Source organism: Streptomyces sp. MMG1121, assembly GCF_001280015.1.
Classification (GTDB): domain Bacteria; phylum Actinomycetota; class Actinomycetes; order Streptomycetales; family Streptomycetaceae; genus Streptomyces.
In genome coordinates this window covers 20,865-44,408 of record NZ_LGDV01000119.1, presented here as the reverse complement: position 1 = coordinate 44,408, position 23,544 = coordinate 20,865, and the positions used below count along the sequence as shown (strand labels likewise).

Below are 23,544 nucleotides of genomic sequence, written 5' to 3'. Positions count from 1 at the left end.
GGATGGTTAGCGCTGCGTGCGCGTACTCTGGTGACATGACCGCCACCACCCAGGACCACGACGACCTCGCCTACGACGTCTTCGCCAAGGCCTGCCCGTCGCGCGGAACGCTGGAGCATGTCACCGGCCGCTGGGGCGGGCTGACGCTCGGCGCGCTGTACGAGGGGTCGCTGCGCTTCAACGAGCTGCGCCGCCGGGTCGACGGAGTGAGCGAGAAGATGCTGTCCCAGACGCTGCACGCGCTGGAGCGCGACGGTCTGGTGCACCGGGAGGCGCAGCCCACGAACCCGCCGCGCGTGGACTACGAGCTGACTGCCCTGGGTCGCCAGGTCGCCGAGCGGCTGCTGGCGCTCATCCAGTGCGTGGAGGGCTCGATGGACGACGTGCTCGCGGCACGCACGCGTTACGACGAGACGCGCGGCGCCCTCTGACACTTCGGGCAGAAGTAGCTGGACCGGTTCATCCAGGGGCGGCGGCGCATCGGCGTACCGCACCGCTTGCAGGGCAGGTCCTCACGGCCGTACGCGTCCAGGGACCGGTCGAAGTAGCCGGACTCGCCGTTGACGTTGACGTACAGGCTGTCGAAGCTGGTGCCGCCGACGGCGAGCGCCGCGTTCATCACGTCCCGGACGTGGCCGAGCAGTTCCGTCGTGACCGGGCGGGTGAAGTTCGCGGTCGGGCGTTCGTAGTGGATGCGGGCGCGCCACAGCGCCTCGTCCGCGTAGATGTTGCCGACGCCGCTGATCAGCGACTGATCGAGCAGGGCCCGCTTGATGGTGGTGCGCTTGCGGCGCAGCGCCTGGTGGAAGGCCTCGTCGTCGAACAGTTCGTCGAGGGGGTCGCGGGCGATGTGCGCGATGACGTCGGGCAGGCCGTCGGGGGTGTTGTCGTGCAACGACAGCCCGCCGAAGGTGCGTTGGTCGACGAAGCGCAGTTCCGTGCCGAGGGAGTCGGCGAACCGGACGCGGATGCGCAGGTGTTTCTCGTCCACCGTCTCGTGCGGCTGCACCAGCAGCTGGCCGCTCATGCCGAGGTGGGCGAGGACGGACTGGTTCGTCTCCTCCAGCGGCAGCCACAGGTACTTGCCGCGACGGCTGGGGGTGCCGATGTGCCGGCCCTTGAGGCGGTGCGCGAAGTCGTCGGCGCCCGCGATGTGCCGGCGTACGGCGCGCGGGTGCAGCACCTCGACCTCGGCGACGGTGCGGTGGGCGACCCAGCGCGCCAGACCGCGCCGGACGACCTCGACCTCGGGCAACTCGGGCATCAGAACCCCCGTAAGCGGTGGATGAGCACAGCGCCCGCCCCTCGTGAACGGTGGGGCGGGCGCTGCGTACTGCTGTGGGTCAGGCGGGGGCGGACGACGGGTCGCCGTCCTTGGCGGCGGGCGCGTCGGCCGCGGGAACCTCGTCGGCTTCCCTGGCCTCCTTGGCCGCCTTGGCGCGCTCGTCCGCCGCGGCCCGGATGGACCGCCAGGCGGACTCGGCGGCCTGCTGCTCCGCCTCCTTCTTGCTGCGGCCGGTGCCGGTGCCGTACGAGACGCCTCCGACGCGGGCGGCAGCAGTGAAGGTCTTCTCGTGGTCGGGACCGGTCTCCGTGACCAGGTACTCGGGCACGCCGAGCCCCTCGATCGCGGTGAGCTCCTGGAGGCTGGTCTTCCAGTCCAGGCCGGCTCCGAGGTTCGAGGACTTCTCGATCAGCGGGTCGAAGAGCCGGTGAACCAGCTCGGACGCCGCGTCGAGGCCCTGATCGAGATAGACCGCACCGATCACCGCTTCCAGGGTGTCGGCGAGAATGGACGCCTTGTCCCGGCCTCCTGTGCCCTCTTCACCACGGCCGAGCCGGATGAAGGCGCCCAGATCGAGGCCACGGCCGACCTCCGCCAGCGCACGCGAGTTGACCACCGCGGCCCGCAACTTGGCCAGCTGGCCTTCGGGCAGGTCGGGGTGGGTGCGGTACAGCGTGTCCGTGACGACGAGGCCGAGCACGGAGTCCCCGAGGAACTCCAGCCGCTCGTTCGTCGGCAGACCGCCGTTCTCGTATGCGTAGGAACGGTGGGTCAGCGCGCGCACCAGAAGGGCGGACTCGAGCTGGTAGCCGAGCCGCCCTTCCAGAAGCGTGTGGGACGAGGCCTGATGGTCCGCTGAGTTCTTCTTCGGCGTGGACACAGTGCCTCTCACCAGCCGCTCAGACCTCGAGGACCTGGCGCTTGTTGTAGGTGCCACAAGACGGGCACGCGATGTGCTGCTGCTTGGGCTCGTGGCAGCGCTCGCACGCAACCAGGGTGGGGACCGCAGCCTTCCACTGCGACCGGCGGTGGCGCGTGTTGCTGCGCGACATCTTCCGCTTCGGAACAGCCACGGCTACTTCTCCTGCTTCTCGTCGGCGTGCGCTGATGGAAGCGCGCCGCCGCTCATCTCGTCCTTCTCGCCGTCTTCGAGTGAACCGGCGAGTCCCTGCAAAGCCGCCCAACGGATGTCGACGGCGTCGTGGTGGTGGTCCGGGTCGTCCGTGAGCCGCGCTCCGCACTCGGAGCACAGGCCGGCACAGTCGTCCTGGCACACCGGCTGCATCGGCAGTGCGAGCACCACCGCGTCACGCAGCAGAGGTTCGAGGTCGAAGAGTCCGTCCTCGAGGAAGAACCTGTCCTCGTCGTCCTCGGCGTCGTCGCCCGGTTCCGCGATCACACGGCCCCGGTCGTCGGCGTCAGGGTACGAGAACAGCTCCTGGAAGTCCGCTTCGAGCTCCAGCCCGACCGGCTCCAGACACCTTACGCACTCCCCCTCGGCCTGTGCACGGGCGGTGCCTGTGACGAGCACCCCTTCCATGACCGACTCGAGTCGGAGGTCGAGCTCCAGCGGCGCGCCTTCCGGCACTCCGATGACTCCCTGGATACCGAGGTCCCGGGGGGCGTCGATCGTGCGGGTCAGGCGCTGCAGCGCGCCAGGACGCCGCCCCAGCTCGTGCGTGTCGAACACGAGAGGGTTGCGGTGGTCTAGGCGGGCGTGAGGAGCCATTCCTGCTTTCGATCTTCGAACTCGAAGGGACGCCACCCGTCGGTGTTCCGGGCAGCGGTGATCGCGGACATACGCGCGACCGAACAGCCAGGATACTGGACCTTTCGCTCTCGGCCCAATCGGGTCCGTGGCTACAGGCCCCGGCCCTGCTCGTACGCCCGCAGCTGCTCCGCACTGATCATGCCGGTGTCGAAGAGGCTGGTCTCGTCGAGGGCGTAGCCCTGCTGCGCCTGGTGCTGGAGCTGCCCGGGGTCGTAGGCGGCCTGCTGGTGGTCGTAGGAGCCCTGGTAGGCGTAGGGGTCGGCCTGCTGGTAGCCGTAGGCGTCCTGCTGGCCGCCGTATCCGGGCTGCTGCGGGAAACCCGCGTACGGGTCCGGCTGCTGCTGGTAGCCGTAGGCCGGCTGCGGCTCGTACGACGGCTGCTGCGGCTGCTGGGGCTGCTGGGGTACGGACGCGGGCCGGTCCGGGCGCTCGGCCGGGGCGTCCTGCTCGGCGAGGGCCGCGAGGTCGGCGAGGTAGTCGGCGTCGCTGGAGTGCTGGAAGGTCGTGGTGTCGTCGGCGAGGGCACCGAGGTCGTCCGAGGCGATCCGGCCGTGCAGCTTCTGCCGGCCGCGGCCGACGGCCTCCAGGGTCTTGGCGAGGACCGCCTCGAAGGCGCCCAGCTTGGCGTCGACGTAGGTGTCGGCGTTGTGGCGCAGGGTCTCCGGGTCCTGGCTGCGCTCGGGGGCGTCCTCGTCCTCGTAGCCGTTCTCGTCCAGGCCGGGCCCGGTGCCGAGCAGCTTCTCGCGGCCGCGGCCGACCGAGCCGAGGGTCTTGGTGAGGACGACCTCGAAGTTGGCGAGCTTGGAGTCGACGTAGTCGTCGGCCTCGGCGCGGACCTCCTCCGCCTCCTGGCGGGCCTCGGCGAGGATCCGGTCGGCCTCGTTCTGGGAGCGGCGGGCGACCTCGGTGTCGGAGATCAGCGAGCCGCGCTCGGCGTGCGCGGTCGAGATGATCCGCTCGGCCTCCTGGCGTGCCTGCTCGACCATCTGCTCACGGTCGCCGATCAGCTCCCGCGCCTGCGCGAGGGAGCCGGGCAGCGCCTGGCGCACCTCTTCCAGCAGCGCGAGCAGCTCGGCGCGGTTGACCACGCACGAGGCCGACATGGGCATGGACCGGGCGCCGGAGACCGTGGAGACGATCTCGTCGAGCTTCTTCTGCACGTCCACCTGTGCTCGCCACTCTCTACAGCCGGGTTGGAGACGGACGGGACGACTGTAGCCCCATCAGTCCCTGCGCAGACGCTTGTTCAGGGCCGCCAGCACCGGGGCGGGCACCAGGTGGGAGACGTCGCCGCCCCAGGCCGCGACCTCCTTCACCAGGGAGGAGGAGAGGAAGCTGTAGGCGGGGTTGGTGGGTACGAAGAGCGTTTCGACGCCGGTGAGGCCGTTGTTCATCTGGGCCATCTGGAGTTCGTAGTCGAAGTCGCTGACCGCCCGCAGGCCCTTGACGATGGCGGGGATGTCGCGCTGCTTGCAGAAATCGACGAGGAGGCCGTGGAAGGCCTCGACCCGGACGTTGGCGCAGTCGGCGGTGACCTCGCGGATCAGCTCGATCCGCTCCTCGATCTCGAACAGGCCCTTCTTGGCCTGGTTGATCATCACCGCCACGTACACCTCGTCGTAGAGACGTGAGGCTCGGGCGATGATGTCGAGATGTCCGTTGGTGATCGGGTCGAACGACCCGGGACAGACGGCGCGGCGCACTTGTGATCCCTCGCTCTCCGGTCCGGTCATCGTGCGTCTTCGCACGTAGAGGCGGCGCGACCGTACCAAAACGTTCCCTCGCCGTAGCGACGGGACCTCAGTGGTGCGAAGCCGTCGGGCCAGTCGAACGTGCCGCCTCTGGTGCTGCGCTCCACGGTGACGAGGGCTTCTGCGGCGAGCCAGCCCTCCGAGCGGAGTGTGAGCAGAATCTCGCGAAGATCGTCGTCCGTGACGGCGTACGGAGGGTCGAGGAAGACGAGGTCGTAGGGGTCTGCGGGGGGTGCGGTTCTGATGACTTGTTCCGCTTTGCCTGCTCGTACTTCGGCGCCGGGCAGGCCGAGAGTTCTCACGTTCTCCCTGACCGTGCGGGCCGCTCTCGCGTCCGCCTCGACGAGGAGCGTGTGGCCGGCGCCGCGGGACAGGGCTTCCAGGCCCACGGCGCCCGAGCCGGCGTAGAGGTCGAGGACGCGTTCGCCGTCCAGAGGACCGCCCAACAGCGACTGCCAGGTGGAGAAGAGACCTTCGCGGGCGCGGTCGGAGGTGGGGCGGGTACCGGTGCCTGGCGGGACGGCGAGGCGACGTCCGCCGGCGGCGCCGGCGATCACGCGGGTCATCTTCGGTCCTTGGTCGTGGGCGGCTGTCCCGTTCATTGTCGCTGGTCGCGCCCGCGCGGCGGTAGCCGCACAGGCCATACGGCCCCGGGCCCCTCGGACAGGTCCGCTTCACCCCTTTTCCAAGTACTGCTCCCTTTCCTCGTCCAACAAGGCGTCCAGAGCTGTACGCAGGCCCGGAAGGCGCTCCAGCTCGGGGTCCGCCGCCACCAGCGCCGTCGCCTCCTCCCGCGCTTCGGCGATGACCTCCTCGTCCTCGATGACCGCGAGGACGCGCAGGCTGGAGCGGGCGCCGGACTGGGCCTGGCCGAGGACGTCGCCCTCGCGGCGCTGTTCGAGGTCGATGCGGGAGAGTTCGAAACCGTCGAGGGTGGCGGCGACCGCGTTCAGGCGCTGGCGGGCCGCGCTGGCCTCGGGCATCTCGGTGACCAGCAGGCACAGGCCGGGGGCCGAGCCCCGGCCGACACGGCCGCGGAGCTGGTGGAGCTGGGAGACGCCGAAGCGGTCGGCGTCCATGATCACCATGGCCGTGGCGTTGGGGACGTTGACGCCGACCTCGATGACCGTGGTGGCGACCAGGACGTCCGTCTCGCCGGCCGCGAAGCGGCGCATGACCGCGTCCTTGTCGTCGGGGTGCATACGGCCGTGCAGGACCTCGACCCCGAGGCCCTGGAGCGGGCCGCGGCTCAACTGGTCCGCCACGTCCAGGACGGCGAGCGGGGGTCGCTTCTCGGCCTCGTCCTCCGGGGACTTCTTCCTGCCGGCCTTCTTGGAGTCGGCCTCGTCGACGTCGTCGCCGATGCGGGGGCAGACGACGTACGCCTGGTGGCCGTTCGACACCTCCTCGCGCACGCGCTCCCAGGCGCGGGTCAGGAAGTGGGGTTTGTCGGCGGCCGGGACGACGTGGCTGGCGATGGGCGAGCGGCCGGCCGGGAGCTGGTCGAGGACCGAGGTCTCCAGGTCGCCGAAGACCGTCATCGCGACCGTGCGCGGAATGGGGGTCGCGGTCATGACGAGGAGGTGCGGAGGCTGTTTGCCCTTGCCGCGCAGGGCGTCGCGCTGTTCGACGCCGAAGCGGTGCTGTTCGTCGACCACGACCAGGCCCAGGTCGTGGAACTGGACCTTGTCCTCGATGAGCGCGTGCGTGCCGATGACGATGCCGGCCTCGCCGGTGACCAGGTCGAGCAGGGCCTGGCGGCGGGCGGCGGCGCCCATCGAGCCGGTGAGCACGACGACCTTGGTGGCCCGCTCGGCACCGCCCAGCATGCCGCCCTCGGCCAGTTCCCCCATCATCTCGGTGATCGAACGGTGATGCTGCTGGGCGAGGACCTCGGTGGGCGCGAGCATGGCCGCCTGGCCGCCGGCGTCGACCACGGCGAGCATGGCGCGCAGGGCCACCATCGTCTTGCCCGAGCCGACCTCGCCCTGGAGCAGGCGGTGCATCGGGTGTTCCGTGGCGAGGTCGTCGAAGATCTCGCGGGAGACCTTCTGCTGGCCGTCGGTGAGGGTGAAGGGGAGGCGGTCGTCGAAGGCCGTGAGGAGGCCGTCGGGGCCGGGGGTGCGGGGGACGGCCGGGAGCTGGGCGTCGGTGTGGCGGCGGCGGGCCAGGGCCACCTGGAGGACGAAGGCCTCGTCCCACTTCAGGCGGGCGCGGGCGTCGGCGATGTCCGCCTTGGTGTGCGGGCGGTGGATCTTGAGCAGGGCCTCGGGGAGCGGGAGCAGGCCGCGGCCTTCGAGGAGGGAGGCGGGAAGCGGGTCGAGGGCTTCCTGGGCGGTGGGCAGAACCGTCTGGACCGCCTTGCCGATCTTCCAGGACTCCAGCTTGGCGGTGGCCGGGTAGATGGGGATCAGGGCACCGGCCCAGCTCTCGACCGTCTCGTCGCTGTCGCCGCGCAGCAACTCGTAGGCAGGATGGGCGAGTTGGAGGCGGCGGTTGAAAGCCGAGACCTTGCCGGCGAACAGCGCGCGCGTGCCCGGCAACAGCTCCTTGTGCGGCTTGTGGACGCCGTTGCCGAAGAAGACCAGCTGGAGCCGGCCGCTGCCGTCGGTGATCGTGACCTCCAGGCGCTGGCCCTTGCCGCGCGGGGCCTTGGCGGAGGCGAACGAGTGCAGGCGGGCGTCGGCCACCTGGGCGACCACCGTGACGTGCTCGTCCATGGGGAGGTCGGCGAGGTGGGTGAGCTGGCCGCGTTCCTCGTATCTGCGCGGGTAGTGGTGCAGGAGGTCGCCGACGGTGTGCAGGCCGAGATGCTCGGCCATCACCTTCGCGGTGGCGGGGCCGAGCACTGACTTCAGTGGCTGCTTCAGTGGTTCTTCCAGTGCGGGCACGAGATCCATTGCACACCACTGCACTGACAATGCCGTGGCACCGCCCTGGCATACGGAGCGGGCGCTGCGCCGCGGATTCCTTCCCTGGCCCCGTGAACATCCGGGAAACCCCTGGTCAGGTGCGCTGATCCGGCCCTAGGATGGCGCGCTCCGGCCCTCCTTTCCGCGGTCACCGCCCCCCTTGCGGGACCGCCCGACCCCGCGCCGCACGCGCTCCCCCCGCCGGCGCAGTGACGATGGACTCCCAGACCTCACAGTCATCCCAGGCATCCCGGTCACCCCACTCACCTCACACGTTCCAGGTCGACCTGCGCGGTCTGGTGGACCTGCTCTCCCATCACCTCGACTCCAGCCCCAGGGTCTATCTGCGCGAACTGCTGCAGAACGCGGTCGACGCCGTCACCGCCCGGCGGGCCGCGGAGCCGGACGCCCCGGCGCTGGTCCGGCTGTACACGGCGGACGGCGGGCTGCGGGTGGAGGACAGCGGCGTCGGTCTCACCGAGTCGGACGTGCACACGCTGCTGGCGACCATCGGGCGCAGCTCCAAGCGGGCCGACAGTCTGCGGGAGGCGCGGTCCGGCTTCCTCGGCCAGTTCGGCATCGGCCTGCTCGCCTGCTTCGTGGTCGCCGAGCGGATCCGCGTGGTCAGCCGCAGCGCCCGCACGCCCGGCGCGCCGCCGGTCGAGTGGACGGCGAGCGACGACGGGTCGTACACCGTGCGCACGCTGGACGGCTCGGCGCGGCCCGAGCCCGGCACCACCGTGTACCTCACCGCGCGCGCGGGCGCCGCCGAGTGGTTCACGCCCGAACGCGTCCTGGCCCTGGCCCGGGACTTCGGCGCGCTGCTGCCGTACGACGTCCGGGTGGGCGAGGAGGCGGTCACCGAGCTGCCCGCGCCCTGGGACCGGCCGTATCCGAGTCCCGCCGCGCGCCGGGTGGCGCTGGCCCGGCACTGTCACGAGCTGTTCGGGTTCACACCGCTGGACTCGATCGACCTGGCCGTGCCGCTGGCCGGGGTCCGCGGGGTGGCGTACGTGCTGCCGACGGCGGTCGGTCCGGCCCGGCGGGCGACGCACCGGGTGCATCTGAAGGGCATGCTGCTGACCGAGCGGGCCGAACAGCTGCTGCCGGACTGGGCGTTCTTCGTGCGCTGCGTGCTGGACACCGACAGTCTGCGGCCCACGGCCTCGCGCGAGTCGCTGTACGAGGACGAGACGCTGGCCGCCGTACGGGACGCCCTGGGTGCGCGGATCCGGTCCTGGCTGACCGGGCTCGCCGCCGGTGATCCGGAGCGGCTGACGGCCTTCCTCGCCGTGCACCACCTGGGCGCCAAATCCCTCGCCCGGCACGACGGCGACATGCTGCGCACGATGCTGCCGTGGCTGCCGTTCGAGACGACCGACGGACAGCTGTCCCTGGAGGAGTTCGCGCGGCGGCACCCGGTGGTGCACTTCACGCGGACCGTCGAGGAGTACCGGCAGGTCGCGCCGATCGCGGCCGCACAGGGCGTGGGCGTGGTCAACGGCGGCTACACGTACGACAGCGAGCTGGTCGAGGCGCTGGCGTCGGTGCGGCCGGGGACGGTGGTCGCCGAGCTGGACGCGGACACCGTGACCGCGCACCTGGACGCGGTGGATCCGGCCGAGGAGCTGGCGCTGTCGGGCTTCCTGGCGGCCGCGCGGGCGAGGCTGGACCCGCTGGGCTGTGACGTCGCCCTGCGGACCTTCCGTCCGCTGTCGGTGCCCGCGCTGCACCTGGACGACCGGGCCGCCCGGCACGAGCAGGCACGCGCGGCCGCCGAGGAGCAGGCCGACGACCTGTGGGCGGGCATCCTGGGCTCGCTGCGCGGCGGCGCCCCACGCGCGCGTCTGGTGCTCAACCATCTCAGCCCGCTGGTGCGGCGGATCGGTGCACTGAAGGATCCGGAACTGATCGGCACCGCCACCGAGTCGCTGTACGGCCAGGCCCTGCTGATGGCGCGGCGCCCGCTGCGGCCGGGCGACTCGGCGCTGCTCAACCGGGCGTTCACCGGCCTGCTGGAGTGGGCCACACACGGGGATTCCAGCGGGGACTCCGCATACGGGGATTCCACACAGGGGGAGAACGGTCGCTGATGGGTGACATCGCGGACTTCGACGCGCTGCGCCGGGCGATGGCGGAGAACTCCGAACAGCCCGAGGGGCCCGCCCGCAACGCGCGCGCGGAGCAACTGCTCGCCGACGCCGAGCGGCTGAACGTCCCGCTCGCCGTGATCGAGGCGCTCGGACACCAGCTGAAGGTCTACAACTACAGCTCCGAGAAGGACAAGATGTTCGTCCCGTTCGCGCGGCTGCTGCGCCTGTGGGACGAACGGCCCGGGGACTTCGACGCGTACGAGGCCCACTCGCTGCACTGGGTCTTCAAGTGGGTCTCGGCGGGCATGCTGGACCAGCCGCACGTCCCGCTCGCCTCGATCGAGAAGTGGCTCGGCGAGATGGCGTACCGCTACCGGCTCGCCGGGCACTCCGAACGGGCCGTGCGCAGCGCCGAGTTCAGCGTGGCCGCGCACATCGGGGACCTGGCGCGCGCCGAGCGGGCGTACGCGGCATGGCTGGCCGCCGACCGGGACTCGATGGCCGACTGCCACGCCTGCGAGCTGCACGGGCAGGGCACCTGGCACATCGAGTGCGGCCGGGACGCCGAGGCGATCGAGCTGTGGCGGCCGGTGCTGGAGGACGAGTACAGCTGCGCGCACGAACCGCACACCGTGCTGGCGTCGTCGCTGCGGCCGCTGCTGCGCCTGGGCCGGACGGACGAGGCCCGCGCCAACCACCTGCGGGGTTTGCGTCTCGTCCGCCCGCTGGAGTCGATGCGCGGTGCGTACGCCGACCATGTGGAGTTCTGCGCGCTGACCGGCAACGAGGCGCGCGGTCTGGAGCTGCTCGCCGAGCGGCCGGCGTACTTCACGGACACCGGGCAGCCGCGCAGCCGGCTCGACTTCCTGGCCGCGGTGACGCTGCTGATGGACCGGCTGACCGGGCTGGGGCTCGACGGCCGGCGGGTGCCGGGTCCGGCCGGGCGGACCTGGACGGCGCGCGAACTCGCCGTCCACGCGCGCGCGAAGACTCTGGAACTGGCCGAGCGCTTCGACCGGCGCAACGGCACGTCGTACGTCGGCGACCGGGCACGCGCGCGTATGGCACAGCGGCCGCTGGCGGAGCGCCTGCCGCTGGGGGTGCGTACGGTGCGCAGCGCGCCGCCGCCCGCGCCCCCGGCGCCCGAGGCCCCGGGCGCGCCCGACCTGGCCGCCCTGCTCACCGAGGCACGGCGGCTGTCGGAGTCACTGCGCCCGCACGCGCTGCAGGCCTGGGCGGCGGTCGCGCGGGCCGCGCAGGGCGTGGAGTGCGTGGGACTGGAGCCGCGCGACCGCGCGGAGATCACCGACCATGAGGCGATGGCCCGCGGCCCCGAGGGCATCGAGCTGTTCGCACGGGCGGCCGCGCTGTACGCGGAGGCGGGCGACCCCGGCGAGGCGCTGGCGGCACGCGCGCGTGGAGCGTACGTCCGCGCGCTGACGGGCGAGGTGGACACGGCCCTGGTCACGGTCACGGACCTGTACGACGAGATCCTCGCGCTGTACGCCGACGAGGGCACCGGGGTACGGCAGACGGCGTCGGTGGCGATGAGCCGGGCCCGCGTCCTGATGCGGGGCGTGCACGAGGGGGCCGTGTTCGAGGCGGCGGCCGAGGACTCGTCGCCGGGCGGGGCGGTGCGCGAAGGGTCTGTTTCCGGTGGGCCGGAGCCGGACGAGCCGGTGCGGCGCGAGGTGGTTGCGGAGGGTGCGACGCCGGACGCGGCGGCGCCCGGGGAACCGGTACCCGGCAGGGCCCTGCCGGAGGGAGCCGCTTCAGGCGGGCCGGAGCCGGAGGGAACCGTTTCCGCTGGGCCACAGGGTGCGGAGCCGGACGGACCGGGGGGCCGGTCAGGAGGGTCCGGGTCGGTCCTGGGCGGGCCGCGGGCGGATGCCGCGGTCCGGGCCGGGCAGGCCGTGCGTGAGGTGCTCGCTCTTGTCGACGGGCGGGGCGCGGACGACGTGCGGCTGGCCGCCCGGGCCGCGGAGGCGCGGGCGATGCTCGCCGAGCTGGCGGGGCTTCGCGGGGACGCCGGGCGGGCCGCGGAGCTGTTCCGCGAGGCGGCCGCCGGCTACGTGGCTGCCGGGATCCCGTGGTTCGCCGTGGAGTACCAGGTGCAGGTGGCGGCCCTGGCCCAGCAGGCGGGCGACCCCGCCGGGGCCGAGCACGCGCTGCGGTCCGCCCTGGAGTACGGCGGACCGTACGTGGAGCCGGTCGGGCGGGCCCAGCTGCATCTCCAGCTCGCCGAGGTCGTCGGCGGGCGCGGTGAGGTCGTCGAGGCCGCCGAACAGGCCCTCCAGGCCGCGCACTGGGCCGACGAGGCGGGTGAGAGCGGCACGCTGGGCGCCTGGGCGCGGCAGCAGCTGGGCGGCTTCCTGCTGCGCCAGGGCCGCTGCGCGGAGGCCGCCGAGGTGCTGGAGTCGGCCCTGGCCGACCTGTCCGCCCGGACGCACGGCGACGAGGCTGTCGTACAGGCGCTGTGGTGGCTCGGCGACTGTCTGAGCGAGCTGGGTGATCACCGGGCGGCCGCCGAACGACGGCTGCGGGCGGCCGAGTTCGCCCGGCACTGGCCCGAGCAGCAGGACCACGCCACGCTCGCCCACCTTGCCGCCGAGTCCCTGGGCAGCGCCGGTCTGCTGGAGGAGGCGGAACAGGCCTACGCGCGCGCGGGAGCGCTGTGGCGGGCGCTGGGCAACCCGCAGTTCCTCGTCCGCTCGCTGCGCGCCCGCGCGTGGCTGGCGCTGCGCGGGGAGGCGGGCGCGCAGGAGGCGCGTGGGCTGATGGCGGAGGCGGTGCGTGGGTGCGAGGGCGCGCTGGAGGCCGCGGCGGACCCGGTGGCCCGGGAGCAGCTCACGGCCGAACTGGGTGCCACGCACCGCCAGTTCGGCGACCTGCTGGCCCGCTCGGCGACCGAGGAGGCGGAGGAGGCCGAAGACGCCGTGATCCAGGCCGCGTTCGAGGCGGCGCTGGTCCAGATGGACCGGGCGTCCGCGCTGTTCGGCACGCTCGGCGCGGACGGGCTGCACAGCCGTACCGGCGCCGAACTCGCCGCGGGCTGGCTGGAGGCGGACCTCGGCCGGCCCGGCGAGGCGGCCGCACGCGCGCGTGCCGTGCTCGCGGCCTACGAGGACGCCGGCGACGAGGACGGGACGGTCCGGGCCCGGCGGGTGGAGGCCGCCCAGATGCTGGAGCTCGAGCAGTGAGCCCCGCGCGTGCGCACCCCGCTGATCATCCCGCCGCTCACTCCACGCCGATGAGCAGCAGCGCGCCCTGCCGGCCGCCCCGGTACACCACCGTGTCCACGGCGAGGTAGGACTCCCGGACGCGTGCCTCCAGATGCTCGGCGACGGCCTCGGGGGCCTCGTCGCCGACGACGAGGGTGACCAGCTCACCGCCGGCCTGGAGCATCCGGTCCAGGACGGTGACGGCGGTGGCGGTGACGTCGGGGCCGATCACCGCCACGTCGCCGTCGATCAGCCCGAGGACGTCGCCGGCCTGGCAGATGCCGGCCGTCGTCCAGGACTGGTGCTCGGCGACGACGACCTCGGCGTACCGGGTGGCGCCCGCCGCCGAGGTCATCTGGACGACGTCCTCGTCGAACCGGCGTCCCGGCTCGTGCACGGCGAGCGCGGCGATGCCCTGGACCGCCGAGCGGGTCGGGATCAGGGCCACGCGGATGCCCTCGGCACGGGCCTGCTCGGCGGCCGCGGCGGCCGTGTGGCGCAGCTCGGCGTCGTTGGGCAGCAGGACGACCTCGCGCGCGTGGGCCCGCCGTACGGCCTGCACCAGTTCCCCGCTGGCGGGCGGCTCCCCGGGGCGCGCGAGGACGGCCGTGGCGCCGGCCTCGGTGTACAGCCCGGCCAGGCCCTCGCCGGGCACGACGGCGACGACGGCCCGCTGGACGCGCTGTCGTGGGGGCCGCCCGCGCCCGGTGTGCACGTCCCCGAGCCCGAAGTGCGTGATCCGGATCCGGTACGGCCGCCCGGCCTCCACGCCCGCCTCCACGGCGGCGCCCGCGTCGTCGACGTGCACATGGACGTTCCACAGCCCGTCGCCGCCGACCACGACCAGGGAGTCGCCGAGGGCGTCGAGGCGCTCCCGCAGCCGGGTCACGGCGGTGTCGTCGGCCTCCAGGAGATAGATCACCTCGTAGGCCGGATCGCCGTTGCCGCTCCCGTCGGCGCACGGGCCCGCGTCGGAAACGGCCGCCACGCGCGCGTGTGCGACGGCTGCCGCCGCGCGCGCGTTCTCGCGGACCGGCTCCCCCGTGAACGCCTCCACCAGCGCGCCCAGCACCGCCACGAGGCCGCGTCCGCCCGCGTCGACCACCCCGGCCCGGCCGAGCACCTCCAGCTGGCCCGGAGTCGCCACCAGGGCCGCCCGCGCGCCCTCGTGGGCCGCCCGCGCGACGGCGCCGCAGTCGCCCTCGGCCCGCTCGGCGGCGTCGGCGGCGGCCGAGGCGACCGTCAGCACCGTGCCCTCGACGGGGTGGGCCACGGCCTGCCGGGCGGAGTCGGCGGCCCGGCGCAGCGCCCGCCGCAGCCCGGCACCGTCGATGCGGGGCCTCTCGTGCCCGGAGTCGTCGGAGAGCACCTGGGCCATCCCCCGCAGCAGCTGCGCGAGGATCGTCCCGGAGTTGCCCCGAGCGCCGATCAGCGCCCCGTGGGCCATCGCGTGCACGGCGTCCGCGAGGGACGGCTCGCCTGCGCCCGTCTCGTACCCGGCGAACACCGCCTCCACGGCCGTAGCCGCCGATTCCAGGGTGAGGTAGAGGTTCGTGCCGGTGTCCCCGTCGGCCACCGGGTAGACGTTGATCGCGTCGATCTCCTCGCGGGCCTGCCCCAGTGCGCCGAGCGCCAGACCGCACCAGGTGCGTACCGCGAGAGCATCGAAGAATGTCTGCGGCACCTGCGCCACCTGCGCCTCCCTGAGCTGGCTGGACGTGGGTCGCAGCGTAGACCCCGATCCGGTGCCCACCGGAAGAGGGCCGGGAGCGGGGCCCTGATCTGCCATGGTAGTTTCGTTGTACGGACGCAGTCGTTGTATGCTGCTCCGGTTGCCCGATCCCGATCGGGCCATTCCCCCTGGCACCGCCACTCAGATTCAGGTCGTACGATCTCGATCCCCGGCATGCCGGGATCAACCGTAAGTGCATCTGAAGTCTTTGGAGTGACCCGTGGCTGCCAACTGCGACGTCTGCGGCAAGGGGCCGGGCTTCGGCAACAACATCTCGCACTCGCACCGCCGTACGTCCCGCCGCTGGAACCCGAACATCCAGCGTGTGCGTACCGTGGTCGGCGGGACGCCGAAGCGCGTGAACGCTTGCACCTCGTGCATCAAGGCCGGCAAGGTCTCGCGCTGACGCTACAGCTGAGCGCGCGGCCACTGCCTGGTTCGCTGCACAGAGCCGGTCCACCTCTGGTGGACCGGCTTTTTGCCGTGCCCGGGGCCGTGCCCGAGGCCGTAGCCGGGCATCAACCGCGCAAGCGCCAGCCGTGATCCACCGGCCCGATCCCCGCGCCCAGCGCGAAGCCGGCCGCGATCGCCCCGGTGACGTACTCCTTGGCCGCCGTGACGGCCTCCGGTACGGCCAGCCCCTTCGCCAGCCCGCACGCGATCGCGGAGGCGAGCGTGCAGCCCGTGCCGTGGGTGTGCCGGTTGTCGTGGCGCGGGGCCCTCAGCCAGCGCTCCGCGGAGCCGTCCGTGAGCAGATCCACGGCGTCGGCGTTCCCGGGCAGGTGCCCGCCCTTGATCAGCACCCAGCGCGGCCCGTACTCCAGCACGGCCGCCGCGGCCCGTCGTAGATCGTCCTCCGACTCGACGCACACCCCTGTGAGTTGGGCCACTTCGTCGAGGTTCGGGGTGGCGACCGTGGCCGCCGGGAGCAGCTTCGTCCGTACGGACTCGAGCGCGGAGGCGGCCAGCAGCGGGTCGCCGTGCTTGGAGACGCCCACCGGGTCCACCACGGCCGGCGCGTCCGTGCCGGAGATCAACTCGGCGACCGCCTCGACCAGTTCCGCCGAGGCCAGCATGCCGGTCTTCACGGCCTGGACGCCGATGTCGTCCACGACGCTGCGGTACTGCGCCCGTACGGCCTCCGCGGGCAGCTCCCAGGCGCCCTGGACGCCCAGCGAGTTCTGCGCGGTCACGGCCGTGATCACGCTCATGCCGTGCACGCCGAGCGCCAGCATCGTCTTCAGGTCGGCCTGGATGCCGGCGCCGCCGCCGGAGTCCGAGCCGGCCACCGTCAGCACACGGGGAGGCACACGCGGCGCGCTCACGACTCGATGTCCCCGAAGTGGTCCCAGCCGCCCTTGCTGGTCCAGGGCGCCCCGTCGACGGTCACCTGGGGCAGCGCGGAGGGGTTGAGGACCTCGCCGATGACCTTCCAGCGGGCCGGCAGCTTCACGTCCGGCGGGAAGGTCGCGACGATCGCGTGGTCCTCTCCCCCGCTCAGCACCCACTGGAGCGGGTCGACGCCGACGGCCTGCCCGATGTCGTTCATCTGGGTCGGGATGTCGATCGCTCCGGAGCGGATGTCGATACGGACCTTGCTGGCCTCGGCGATGTGCCCGAGGTCGGCGATCAGCCCGTCGCTCACGTCGCACATCGCGGTCGCGCCGAGCCCCGCCGCGGCCGGGCCCGCGTGGTACGGCGGTTCGGGGCGGCGGTGCGCCTCCACGAAGGCGCGCGGCGAGCGGAAGCCCCGGGAGAGGACCGCGTACCCGGCCGCGGACCAGCCCAGCCAGCCCGTGACGGCCACCAGATCGCCGGGCTGGGCACCCGCGCGCGTGACCGGCTCCTGGTTGCGCAGATCGCCGAGCGCGGTGATCGACACCATGATCGTGTCCCCGCGTACGACGTCCCCGCCGACCACGGAGGCGCCCGCGACCTGGCACTCGTCGCGCAGGCCGTCCATCAGCTCGCTCGGCCAGGTCACCGGGAGTTCGGCCGGGACGACCAGGCCGAGCAGCAGCGCGGTCGGCACGGCGCCCATCGCGGCGATGTCGGCGAGGTTCTGGGCGGCCGCCTTGCGTCCGACGTCGTAGGCCGTGGACCAGTCGCGGCGGAAGTGCCGCCCCTCCAGCAGGATGTCGGTGCTCGCCACCACGCGCCGGTCCGGCGCGGCGACCACCGCGGCGTCGTCGCCGGGGCCGACCCGCACCGCCGGGGTGGTGGTGAGACGGGAGGTGAGCTCCCTGATGAGCCCGAATTCCCCGAGCTCACCAACAGTGCCCTTCATTTCCCTTGACTCCCCTTCTCTGCCTTGCCGTGCCCACTCGCGCGTCATCAGTGTCCCCGATACGGTCGAGGTGACCGTCGCCGCGGTCTGGATGACCACCGTCACGGTCGAAGTGACCCGTCAACTTCCGTCGTGCCTGCACCCTGGCGCGCAAGCCCGGTTCCCGCAGGTCTCCCCTCGGGGAGCGGCAACGCGATACCGTGGCGTTCCTTTTCCCCACATGATCCTCGTGGCCGCCCTGGAGGTTCCGTGGTACAGGCGTACATCCTGATCCAGACGGAGGTCGGCAAGGCGTCGACCGTCGCCGAGACGATCAGCAAGATCCCTGGAGTGATCCAGGCCGAGGACGTGACGGGTCCGTACGATGTCATCGTGCGCGCCCAGGCCGACACGGTCGACGACCTCGGTCGCATGGTGGTCGCGAAGGTCCAGCAAGTGGACGGCATCACGCGCACCCTGACCTGTCCGGTCGTGCATCTGTAGCCCCCGTCTACGCTTGGCCGGTGAACATCTTCCGTCACCGGCCCCTCGGCCTGCTCGCGCCCGCGCTGCTGATCGCGGTCGCGGGCTGCTCCTCGGCAGACGACAGCGCGCCGGTGGCGGTTCCCACCCCCGACGCGAAGACAGCCCCGGTGTGCCGGGAACTGCACAAGGTGCTGCCGCAGAAGCTCGACGGACGGAGCCGTGACGACCCCGAGCCCCGGTCCGCCTACACGGCGGGCTGGGGAAGCCCGGCGATCATACTGCGCTGCGGTGTCGTACGGCCGCCGAAGATGATCGACCCGAAGGTGGCCAACGGGGACGACCCCGACGCGATCGCGGGCGGGGTGGACGGCGTCGACTGGCTGATGGAGAAGCAGGGCGACGGCACCTGGCGGTTCACCACGGCCAACCGCGTCGCCTATGTGCAGATCGGCCTGCCCAAGGGCATGTCCGCGCAGGAGGAGGGCACCGCGGTGCTCGCGGATCTCGCCGCGGCCGTGAAGAAGGCGATCCCCAAGGGGATCGCCTCCATGCGCGGCTGACCTGCCGGCCGCTCAGCGCAGTCCGGTGGAGCGGCGCAGCGCCGCCTGCACCAGGCGGTCGATCAGCTCGGCGTAGCCGACCCCGGTGGCCTGCCACATCTGCGGGTACATCGAGATCGGCGTGAAGCCGGGCAGGGTGTTGACCTCGTTGATCACGAACTCGCCGTCCTCGGTGAGGAAGAAGTCCGCGCGGACCAGTCCCTCGCAGGACACCGCCTCGAACGCCTCCACCGCGAGCCGCCGGACCTCGGCCGTCTGCTCCCCGGTGAGCGGGGCCGGGACGACGCCGGGCGTGGAGTCGATGTACTTGGCCTCGAAGTCGTAGTACGCGTGCGTCTGCGGCGGCGGGATCTCGGCCGGTACGGAGGCGCGCGGGCCGTCCTCGAACTCCAGGACGCCGCACTCGATCTCGCGGCCCCGCAGAGCGGCCTCGACGAGGATCTTCGGGTCGTGCGACTGGGCCTCGGCGATCGCCTCGTCCAGGCCGGAGAGGTCGTCGACCTTGGTGATGCCGATCGACGAGCCCGCGCGCGCGGGCTTCACGAACAGCGGCCAGCCGTGCTCACCGGCGAAGTCGATGATCTTCTTGCGGGCGGCGGACTGGTCCTGCGCCCACTCGCGGGGGCGGATCACCACGTACGGGCCGACCTTGAGTCCGAAGGAGGTGAAGACCCGCTTCATGTACTCCTTGTCCTGGCCGACGGCCGAGGCGAGCACACCGGCGCCCACGTAGGGCACCCCGGACAGCTCCAGGAGGCCCTGGAGGGTGCCGTCCTCGCCGTAGGGGCCGTGCAGCACCGGGAAGACCACGTCGACCTCGCCGAGCGCCTTGGGCACGGAGCCGGGCTCGCTGTAGACGACCTCGCGGATCGCGGGGTCGACGGGGAGCACCACGCCGCCCTCGTGCGACTCCGCGAGGTCCTCGACGCAGGGGGTGCGGCGTTCGGTGATCGCCATGCGCTCCGGCTCGTCGGCGGTGAGCGCCCAGCGGCCCTCCCGCGTGATGCCGATCGGCAGCACGTCGTACTTGGTGCGGTCGATGGCGGCGAGGACGGCGCCGGCGGTGACCACGGAGATCCCGTGTTCGGAGCTGCGCCCGCCGAACACGACGGCCACACGCGGCTTCCGCGACGGCTGCTCAGGGCTCTGGGGAAGGTTCTCGGTGCTCATATCGCGTCGAGAGTACCCGTTGGTAGAGCCCGGATACAGCGTCGGCTCCGCCCGGGAACGCGCGAAAACGGGCGGGTTCGCTCAACGTCGCTCAGCGTCGTTCAGGCTTCGCGCTGCGCGACATCAGTTCCTTGACGGCGGTCACGGGCGACTTGCCCTCGTGCACGATGGCGACGACCGTCTCGGCGATGGGCATGTCGACACCGTGCCGGCGGGCCAGATCCTGCACGGACTCGCAGGACTTGACGCCCTCGGCGGTCTGCCTGGTGACCGCGATGGTCTCCTGCAGGGTCATGCCCTTGCCGAGGTTGGTGCCGAAGGTGTGGTTGCGGGACAGCGGCGAGGAGCAGGTGGCCACCAGGTCGCCGAGGCCCGCGAGTCCGGAGAAGGTCAGCGGGTCGGCGCCGAGCGCCACACCGAGCCGCGCGGTCTCGGCGAGGCCGCGGGTGATGAGCGAGCCCTTGGCGTTGTCGCCGAGCCCCATGCCGTCCGCGATGCCGACGGCGAGCCCGATGACGTTCTTCACGGCACCGCCCAGCTCGCAGCCGACCACGTCGGTCTCCGTGTACGGCCGGAAGTACGGCGTGTGACAGGCGGCCTGCAGGCGCCGGGCGACGGCCTCGTCGGTGCAGGCGACGACGGCCGCGGCGGGCATGCGGGCGGCGATCTCACGGGCCAGGTTGGGCCCGGTGACGACCGCGATGCGATCGGCGCCGACCTTGGCGACGTCCTCGATGACCTCGCTCATCCGCATGGCGGAGCCGAGTTCGACGCCCTTCATCAGGGAGACGAGGACGGTGTTCGCGGCGAGCAGCGGGGTCCACTCGGCGAGGTTCTCGCGCAGGGTCTGGGAGGGGATGGCGAGGACGGTGAAGTCCGCGTCCCGCAGCGCCTCGGCCGCCTCCGCGGTGGCGCGCAGGTTCTCCGGGAGTTCCACGCCGGGCAGATAGTCGGGGTTGGTCCGGGTGGAGTTGACCGCCTCGGCCAGCTGGGGGCGGCGGGCCCACAGGGTCACCTCGCAGCCGGCGTCGGCGAGGACCATGCCGAAGGCGGTGCCCCAGGAGCCGGTGCCCATGACCGCCACCCGCACAGGTTTGCTCACTTGCCCTGCTCCTCCGGTTCCTTGCGCTGCGCCAGCGGTTCCTTGCTCTGCCCCTGCGCCTGGGTGCGGCGCCGCTGTTCGATGCGCTCGCGGCGCGGGTCGTAGGGCGTCTCGGGCGCCTTCTCGCCGCGGATCTCCTCGAGCTGGCGGGTGACGGCCGCCATGATGACCTCGGTGGCCTCCTTCAGCACGTCCGGGGTCATCTCCTGGTCGTAGAACCGCGACAGGTCCACGGCCGGGCCCGCGAGCACGCGATGCGTCTTGCGCGGGAAGAGGTTCGGCTTCTTGGCGTACGGCGGCAGCAGTTCGTTGGCGCCCCACTGGGCGACCGGGATGACCGGGCACTTGGTCTGCAGCGCCACGCGGGCGGCGCCCGTCTTGCCGGTCATGGGCCAGCCGTTCGGGTCGCGGGTCAGGGTGCCCTCGGGGTAGAAGGCGACGCACTCGCCGCGCTCCACGGCGTCGATCGCGGCCCGGAAGGCGCTGAGGGCGTCGGTGGACTCGCGGTAGACGGGGATCTGCCCCGTACCGCGCATGGCGGCGCCGACGAATCCCTTCCTGAAAAGCCCGCTCTTCGCCAGGAATCGCGGAACCCGTCCGGTGTTGTACTGATAGTGCGCGTACGCGAAGGGGTCCACGTGGGAATTGTGGTTCACCGCGGTGATAAATCCACCGTCGGCCGGAATGTTCTCCATTCCACGCCAGTCCCGCTTGATCAGAACCACCAGTGGCGGTTTGCAGAGGACCGCTGCGAAGCGGTACCAGAACCCGATTCTGCGGCGGGACACGCGGACACCTTCCTCTAGGACTTGCTCCGGGCCCGGGGGCCGCACAAGTGTCGCCCCGGGCCGCCGGTCTGTCGAGAACACCGTACGCCCCGCCCTCCGTGTCCCCGGATGCGCAGGGTGACAATGAGCGCGACAAGAGAGGGACGGTACGCCGGTGCAGTGGACCTTGGTCATCCCCCTGAAGCCCCTGGCACGGGCCAAGAGCAGGCTCTCGGACACGGCCTCGGACGGGGTGCGCCCGGGGCTGGCGCTGGCGTTCGCGCAGGACACGGTGGCTGCGGCGCTGGCGTGTGCGGCGGTGGCGGATGTGGCGGTCGTCACGGACGACGAGCTGGCCGGGCGCGAGCTGGCCGCGCTCGGCGCACGGATCGTCCCGGACACCCCGGCGGACGGCCTGAACGCCGCCCTGGCGCACGGCGCGGCCGTCGTACGCGGAATTCGCCCCGGAGCCCCCGTCGCGGCCCTGAACGCCGATCTGCCGGCCCTGCGACCGCCGGAACTGGCCTTGGTACTGGACGCGGCGACCGAGTTTCCGCGCGCGTTTCTGGCGGATGCGGCGGGACTGGGCACCACATTGCTGACAGCGGGGCCCGACGCGGAATTGCAGCCGGCGTTCGGCATCGATTCCCGTTCCCGCCACCGGGCCTCGGGCGCGAAGGAACTCTCGCTGCTCGAGGTGGATTCCGTACGCCAGGACGTCGACACCGGAGACGACCTGCGAGCGGCCCTGGCCCTGGGGGTGGGCCCGTACACGGCAACGGTGTCGGCGGGTCTGCTGATTCCGGATTCCTGACGGGCGCCGGGTCGCCCACCGCCGCCCCCTGGGGGCGCGGAACCGCGCGACGGGCCACGATGATCCGCAGACCGCGGACCGGCCGGCGCCCCGCGGCAAAACCCGTACGGCGAGCATTAGGCTGGCCGTCATGCAGGCCACGGCATACACCTACGACCCGACGACCCGCAGCGGTCACGTGCTGCTCGACGACGGCACCCCCGTGCCGTACGACACCGCGGCGTTCGACGCCGGAGGCCTGCTGCTGCTGCGCCCCGGGCAGCGCGTACGGATCGAGACCGAGGGCGAGGGCGACGCCCTGCGGATCACGCTCGTAACCCTTCAGACCCTGTAACTGCCCTTACACAGGCCGCGGGCCGGGCTCCCCGAGGGAGTCCGGCCCGGCGCGTCAGTGCCTGCCCTGGTTGCCCTGCGACCGGCCTGGCTACGCCTTGCGCGCGGTGGCCTTCTTCGCGGTGGTCTTGCGGGCCGTCGACTTCTTGGCCGGCGCCTTCTTCGCGGTGACCTTCTTGGCCGGGGCCTTCTTGGCGACGGTCTTCTTGGCCGTGGCGGTCTTCTTGGCGGCCGCCGTGGTCTTCTTGGCGGTCGTCTTCTTCGCGGTGACCTTCTTCGCGGTGACCTTCTTCGCCGTTACCTTCTTCGCCGGCGTCGCCTTCTTGGCCGTGGTCTTCTTCGCGGCCGCCTTGGTGGTCTTCTTCGCCGCGGCCTTCTTGACGGTCGCGGCGGCGCCACCGCCGGTGAGGCTGCCCTTGGGCGCCTTCTTGACGGCGACCTCGCCGCCCCGCGGGAGCTTCTTCGAGCCGCTCACCAGGTCCTTGAAGCCCTGACCGGCGCGGAAGCGCGGCACAGAGGTCTTCTTGACCCGAACCCGCTCGCCCGTCTGGGGGTTACGGGCGTAACGGGCGGGGCGGTCCACCTTCTCGAAGGACCCGAAGCCGGTGACCGAGACCCGGTCGCCCGCGACGACCGCGCGGACGATGGCGTCCAGGACCGCGTCGACAGCATCGGCGGCCTGCTGACGGCCGCCCATCTTGTCGGCAATCGTTTCTACGAGCTGCGCCTTGTTCACGTCTTCCCCTTCGGAGACATCGCCAGAACGAAAGTGTTCAAGCTTTTTCGCACGTTAGGCAGATATATACCGCAAATCAAACACGAAACGGGCTTATCACCCTTGTGCCGCAACGGACTCGGCGATCTCTGGCTGTTCAGCGGTCCTCTTCGGGGATCCGTCCCGCGTCGAGGTCCGCGTTGAACCGCTCGAGCCGCCTTGCCGCAGAGGCGAGATCGTGCTTGGCCGCGGCCGTAATGACCAGCAGCTTCCGGGTCAGCGCCATCCGTACGCCCTCCGGGACTTGCAGTGCGCGCACCCTTGCATGCGCTTCCTTCAGCTGGTTCGCGACCGCCGTATAGAGCTGGAGTTGGCCGTCGTGTTCCATGCACAGATTGTGCCATCTGGGGCGAGTTGTCGCCTGCGCAGGGTGTAACTGCCGCCTCAAATGGCCTTCCAGGCACTTGCGAAGGGGGCGATCACTGCACTCATCCACCCGCGCAACGCCCTTCATAGCGTGGGAAGTTGAGCGCCGCGTAAGAGAGTCGCAGCTCCGTTCGGGTGCA

The 23,544-nt window shown here is 72.0% G+C and carries 24 protein-coding genes; 8 read left to right on the top strand and 16 right to left on the bottom strand.

Going from position 1 to position 23,544, the window contains the following annotated elements:
- The first annotated feature begins 35 nt into the window (after positions 1-35).
- Positions 36-431, top strand: coding sequence for a winged helix-turn-helix transcriptional regulator (locus ADK64_RS12975; RefSeq protein WP_053658329.1), 396 nt, complete (start codon positions 36-38; stop codon positions 429-431).
- Here the strand turns inward: ADK64_RS12975 and mutM are convergent.
- The 8 genes from mutM to recG form a co-directional block, all read right to left on the bottom strand.
- On the bottom strand, positions 404-1,264 hold the full coding sequence (mutM, locus tag ADK64_RS12970; RefSeq protein WP_053658327.1) for a bifunctional DNA-formamidopyrimidine glycosylase/DNA-(apurinic or apyrimidinic site) lyase: 861 nt from the start codon (positions 1,262-1,264) through the stop codon (positions 404-406). The two genes, ADK64_RS12975 and mutM, sit on opposite strands and share 28 nt — an antisense overlap.
- A 79-nt stretch (positions 1,265-1,343) precedes the next feature.
- Entirely contained in the window at positions 1,344-2,165 is an 822-nt protein-coding gene (gene rnc / locus ADK64_RS12965) for a ribonuclease III (RefSeq protein WP_053658325.1), read from the bottom strand.
- 19 nt (positions 2,166-2,184) lie between these two features.
- Positions 2,185-2,358 carry a 50S ribosomal protein L32 gene (gene rpmF / locus ADK64_RS12960; RefSeq protein WP_003951102.1) on the bottom strand — a complete coding sequence of 58 codons (174 nt, stop codon included), beginning with the start codon at positions 2,356-2,358 and terminating at the stop codon, positions 2,185-2,187.
- A 2-nt stretch (positions 2,359-2,360) separates the two neighbouring features.
- A complete protein-coding gene (locus ADK64_RS12955) occupies positions 2,361-3,014 on the bottom strand; it encodes a YceD family protein (RefSeq protein ID WP_053658324.1) in 654 nt (217 codons plus the stop codon).
- Between the two features lie 131 nt (positions 3,015-3,145).
- Positions 3,146-4,222: an ATP synthase F0 subunit B gene (locus ADK64_RS12950; protein ID WP_053658322.1), complete on the bottom strand. Its 1,077-nt coding sequence runs from the start codon at positions 4,220-4,222 to the stop codon at positions 3,146-3,148.
- A 57-nt stretch (positions 4,223-4,279) separates the two neighbouring features.
- Positions 4,280-4,759, bottom strand: a complete 480-nt coding sequence (coaD, locus tag ADK64_RS12945; protein ID WP_053658320.1) for a pantetheine-phosphate adenylyltransferase — start codon at positions 4,757-4,759, stop codon at positions 4,280-4,282.
- Positions 4,760-4,785: 26 nt separating this feature from the next.
- Entirely contained in the window at positions 4,786-5,373 is a 588-nt protein-coding gene (gene rsmD / locus ADK64_RS12940) for a 16S rRNA (guanine(966)-N(2))-methyltransferase RsmD (RefSeq protein WP_053658318.1), read from the bottom strand.
- Between the two features lie 108 nt (positions 5,374-5,481).
- Positions 5,482-7,707: an ATP-dependent DNA helicase RecG gene (recG, locus tag ADK64_RS12935; protein ID WP_053658316.1), complete on the bottom strand. Its 2,226-nt coding sequence runs from the start codon at positions 7,705-7,707 to the stop codon at positions 5,482-5,484.
- Between the two features lie 227 nt (positions 7,708-7,934).
- Between recG and ADK64_RS12930 the strand changes: the two genes are divergently transcribed.
- Positions 7,935-9,812, top strand: a complete 1,878-nt coding sequence (locus tag ADK64_RS12930) for an HSP90 family protein (RefSeq protein WP_078992631.1) — start codon at positions 7,935-7,937, stop codon at positions 9,810-9,812.
- A complete protein-coding gene (locus ADK64_RS12925; RefSeq protein ID WP_053658312.1) occupies positions 9,812-13,012 on the top strand; it encodes a hypothetical protein in 3,201 nt (1,066 codons plus the stop codon). Before ADK64_RS12930 ends, ADK64_RS12925 begins: the two co-directional genes overlap by 1 nt.
- Positions 13,013-13,049: 37 nt before the next feature.
- Here the strand turns inward: ADK64_RS12925 and ADK64_RS12920 are convergent, their stop codons facing one another.
- A complete protein-coding gene (locus ADK64_RS12920) occupies positions 13,050-14,726 on the bottom strand; it encodes a DAK2 domain-containing protein (protein WP_053658310.1) in 1,677 nt (558 codons plus the stop codon).
- A 259-nt stretch (positions 14,727-14,985) separates the two neighbouring features.
- Here ADK64_RS12920 and rpmB point away from each other — a divergent pair, with 259 nt between their 5' ends.
- Positions 14,986-15,171, top strand: a complete 186-nt coding sequence (gene rpmB, locus ADK64_RS12915) for a 50S ribosomal protein L28 (protein ID WP_003993230.1) — start codon at positions 14,986-14,988, stop codon at positions 15,169-15,171.
- A gap of 112 nt (positions 15,172-15,283) precedes the next feature.
- Here the strand turns inward: rpmB and thiD are convergent, their stop codons facing one another.
- Positions 15,284-16,075, bottom strand: a complete 792-nt coding sequence (gene thiD, locus ADK64_RS12910; RefSeq protein ID WP_053658308.1) for a bifunctional hydroxymethylpyrimidine kinase/phosphomethylpyrimidine kinase — start codon at positions 16,073-16,075, stop codon at positions 15,284-15,286.
- Between the two features lie 11 nt (positions 16,076-16,086).
- Positions 16,087-17,052 (bottom strand): thiamine-phosphate kinase, encoded by a 966-nt coding sequence (locus tag ADK64_RS12905; RefSeq protein WP_053658306.1) that lies wholly within the window; start codon positions 17,050-17,052, stop codon positions 16,087-16,089.
- Positions 17,053-17,301: 249 nt separating this feature from the next.
- Between ADK64_RS12905 and ADK64_RS12900 the strand changes: the two genes are divergently transcribed.
- A complete protein-coding gene (locus tag ADK64_RS12900; RefSeq protein WP_003997603.1) occupies positions 17,302-17,535 on the top strand; it encodes an Lrp/AsnC family transcriptional regulator in 234 nt (77 codons plus the stop codon).
- A 20-nt stretch (positions 17,536-17,555) separates the two neighbouring features.
- On the top strand, positions 17,556-18,077 hold the full coding sequence (locus tag ADK64_RS12895; RefSeq protein ID WP_053658304.1) for a DUF3515 domain-containing protein: 522 nt from the start codon (positions 17,556-17,558) through the stop codon (positions 18,075-18,077).
- Positions 18,078-18,089: 12 nt separating this feature from the next.
- Here ADK64_RS12895 and ADK64_RS12890 read toward each other — a convergent pair whose 3' ends face one another.
- The 3 genes from ADK64_RS12890 to ADK64_RS12880 form a co-directional block, all read right to left on the bottom strand.
- Complete coding sequence (locus ADK64_RS12890) at positions 18,090-19,247, bottom strand: D-alanine--D-alanine ligase family protein (protein ID WP_053658302.1); 1,158 nt, start codon at positions 19,245-19,247, stop codon at positions 18,090-18,092.
- Between the two features lie 91 nt (positions 19,248-19,338).
- Positions 19,339-20,349, bottom strand: a complete 1,011-nt coding sequence (locus ADK64_RS12885) for an NAD(P)H-dependent glycerol-3-phosphate dehydrogenase (protein ID WP_053658300.1) — start codon at positions 20,347-20,349, stop codon at positions 19,339-19,341.
- The gene (locus ADK64_RS12880) at positions 20,346-21,137 is read right to left on the bottom strand and encodes a lysophospholipid acyltransferase family protein (RefSeq protein WP_053658297.1); all 792 of its coding nucleotides are present in this window, start codon (positions 21,135-21,137) and stop codon (positions 20,346-20,348) included. Before ADK64_RS12880 ends, ADK64_RS12885 begins: the two co-directional genes overlap by 4 nt.
- A gap of 154 nt (positions 21,138-21,291) precedes the next feature.
- On the opposite strand from ADK64_RS12880, the gene cofC reads away from it, so the two are divergent.
- Positions 21,292-21,930 (top strand): 2-phospho-L-lactate guanylyltransferase, encoded by a 639-nt coding sequence (gene cofC / locus ADK64_RS12875; protein WP_053658295.1) that lies wholly within the window; start codon positions 21,292-21,294, stop codon positions 21,928-21,930.
- A 130-nt stretch (positions 21,931-22,060) separates the two neighbouring features.
- Entirely contained in the window at positions 22,061-22,264 is a 204-nt protein-coding gene (locus tag ADK64_RS12870) for a hypothetical protein (protein ID WP_053658293.1), read from the top strand.
- 90 nt (positions 22,265-22,354) lie between these two features.
- On the opposite strand, the gene ADK64_RS12865 is transcribed toward ADK64_RS12870, so the two are convergent.
- Together ADK64_RS12865 and ADK64_RS12860 are read right to left on the bottom strand one after the other, a co-directional pair.
- The gene (locus tag ADK64_RS12865; RefSeq protein ID WP_053658292.1) at positions 22,355-22,999 is read right to left on the bottom strand and encodes an HU family DNA-binding protein; all 645 of its coding nucleotides are present in this window, start codon (positions 22,997-22,999) and stop codon (positions 22,355-22,357) included.
- A 136-nt stretch (positions 23,000-23,135) separates the two neighbouring features.
- Complete coding sequence (locus ADK64_RS12860; RefSeq protein ID WP_053658290.1) at positions 23,136-23,366, bottom strand: hypothetical protein; 231 nt, start codon at positions 23,364-23,366, stop codon at positions 23,136-23,138.
- Between the last annotated feature and the right edge of the window lie 178 nt (positions 23,367-23,544).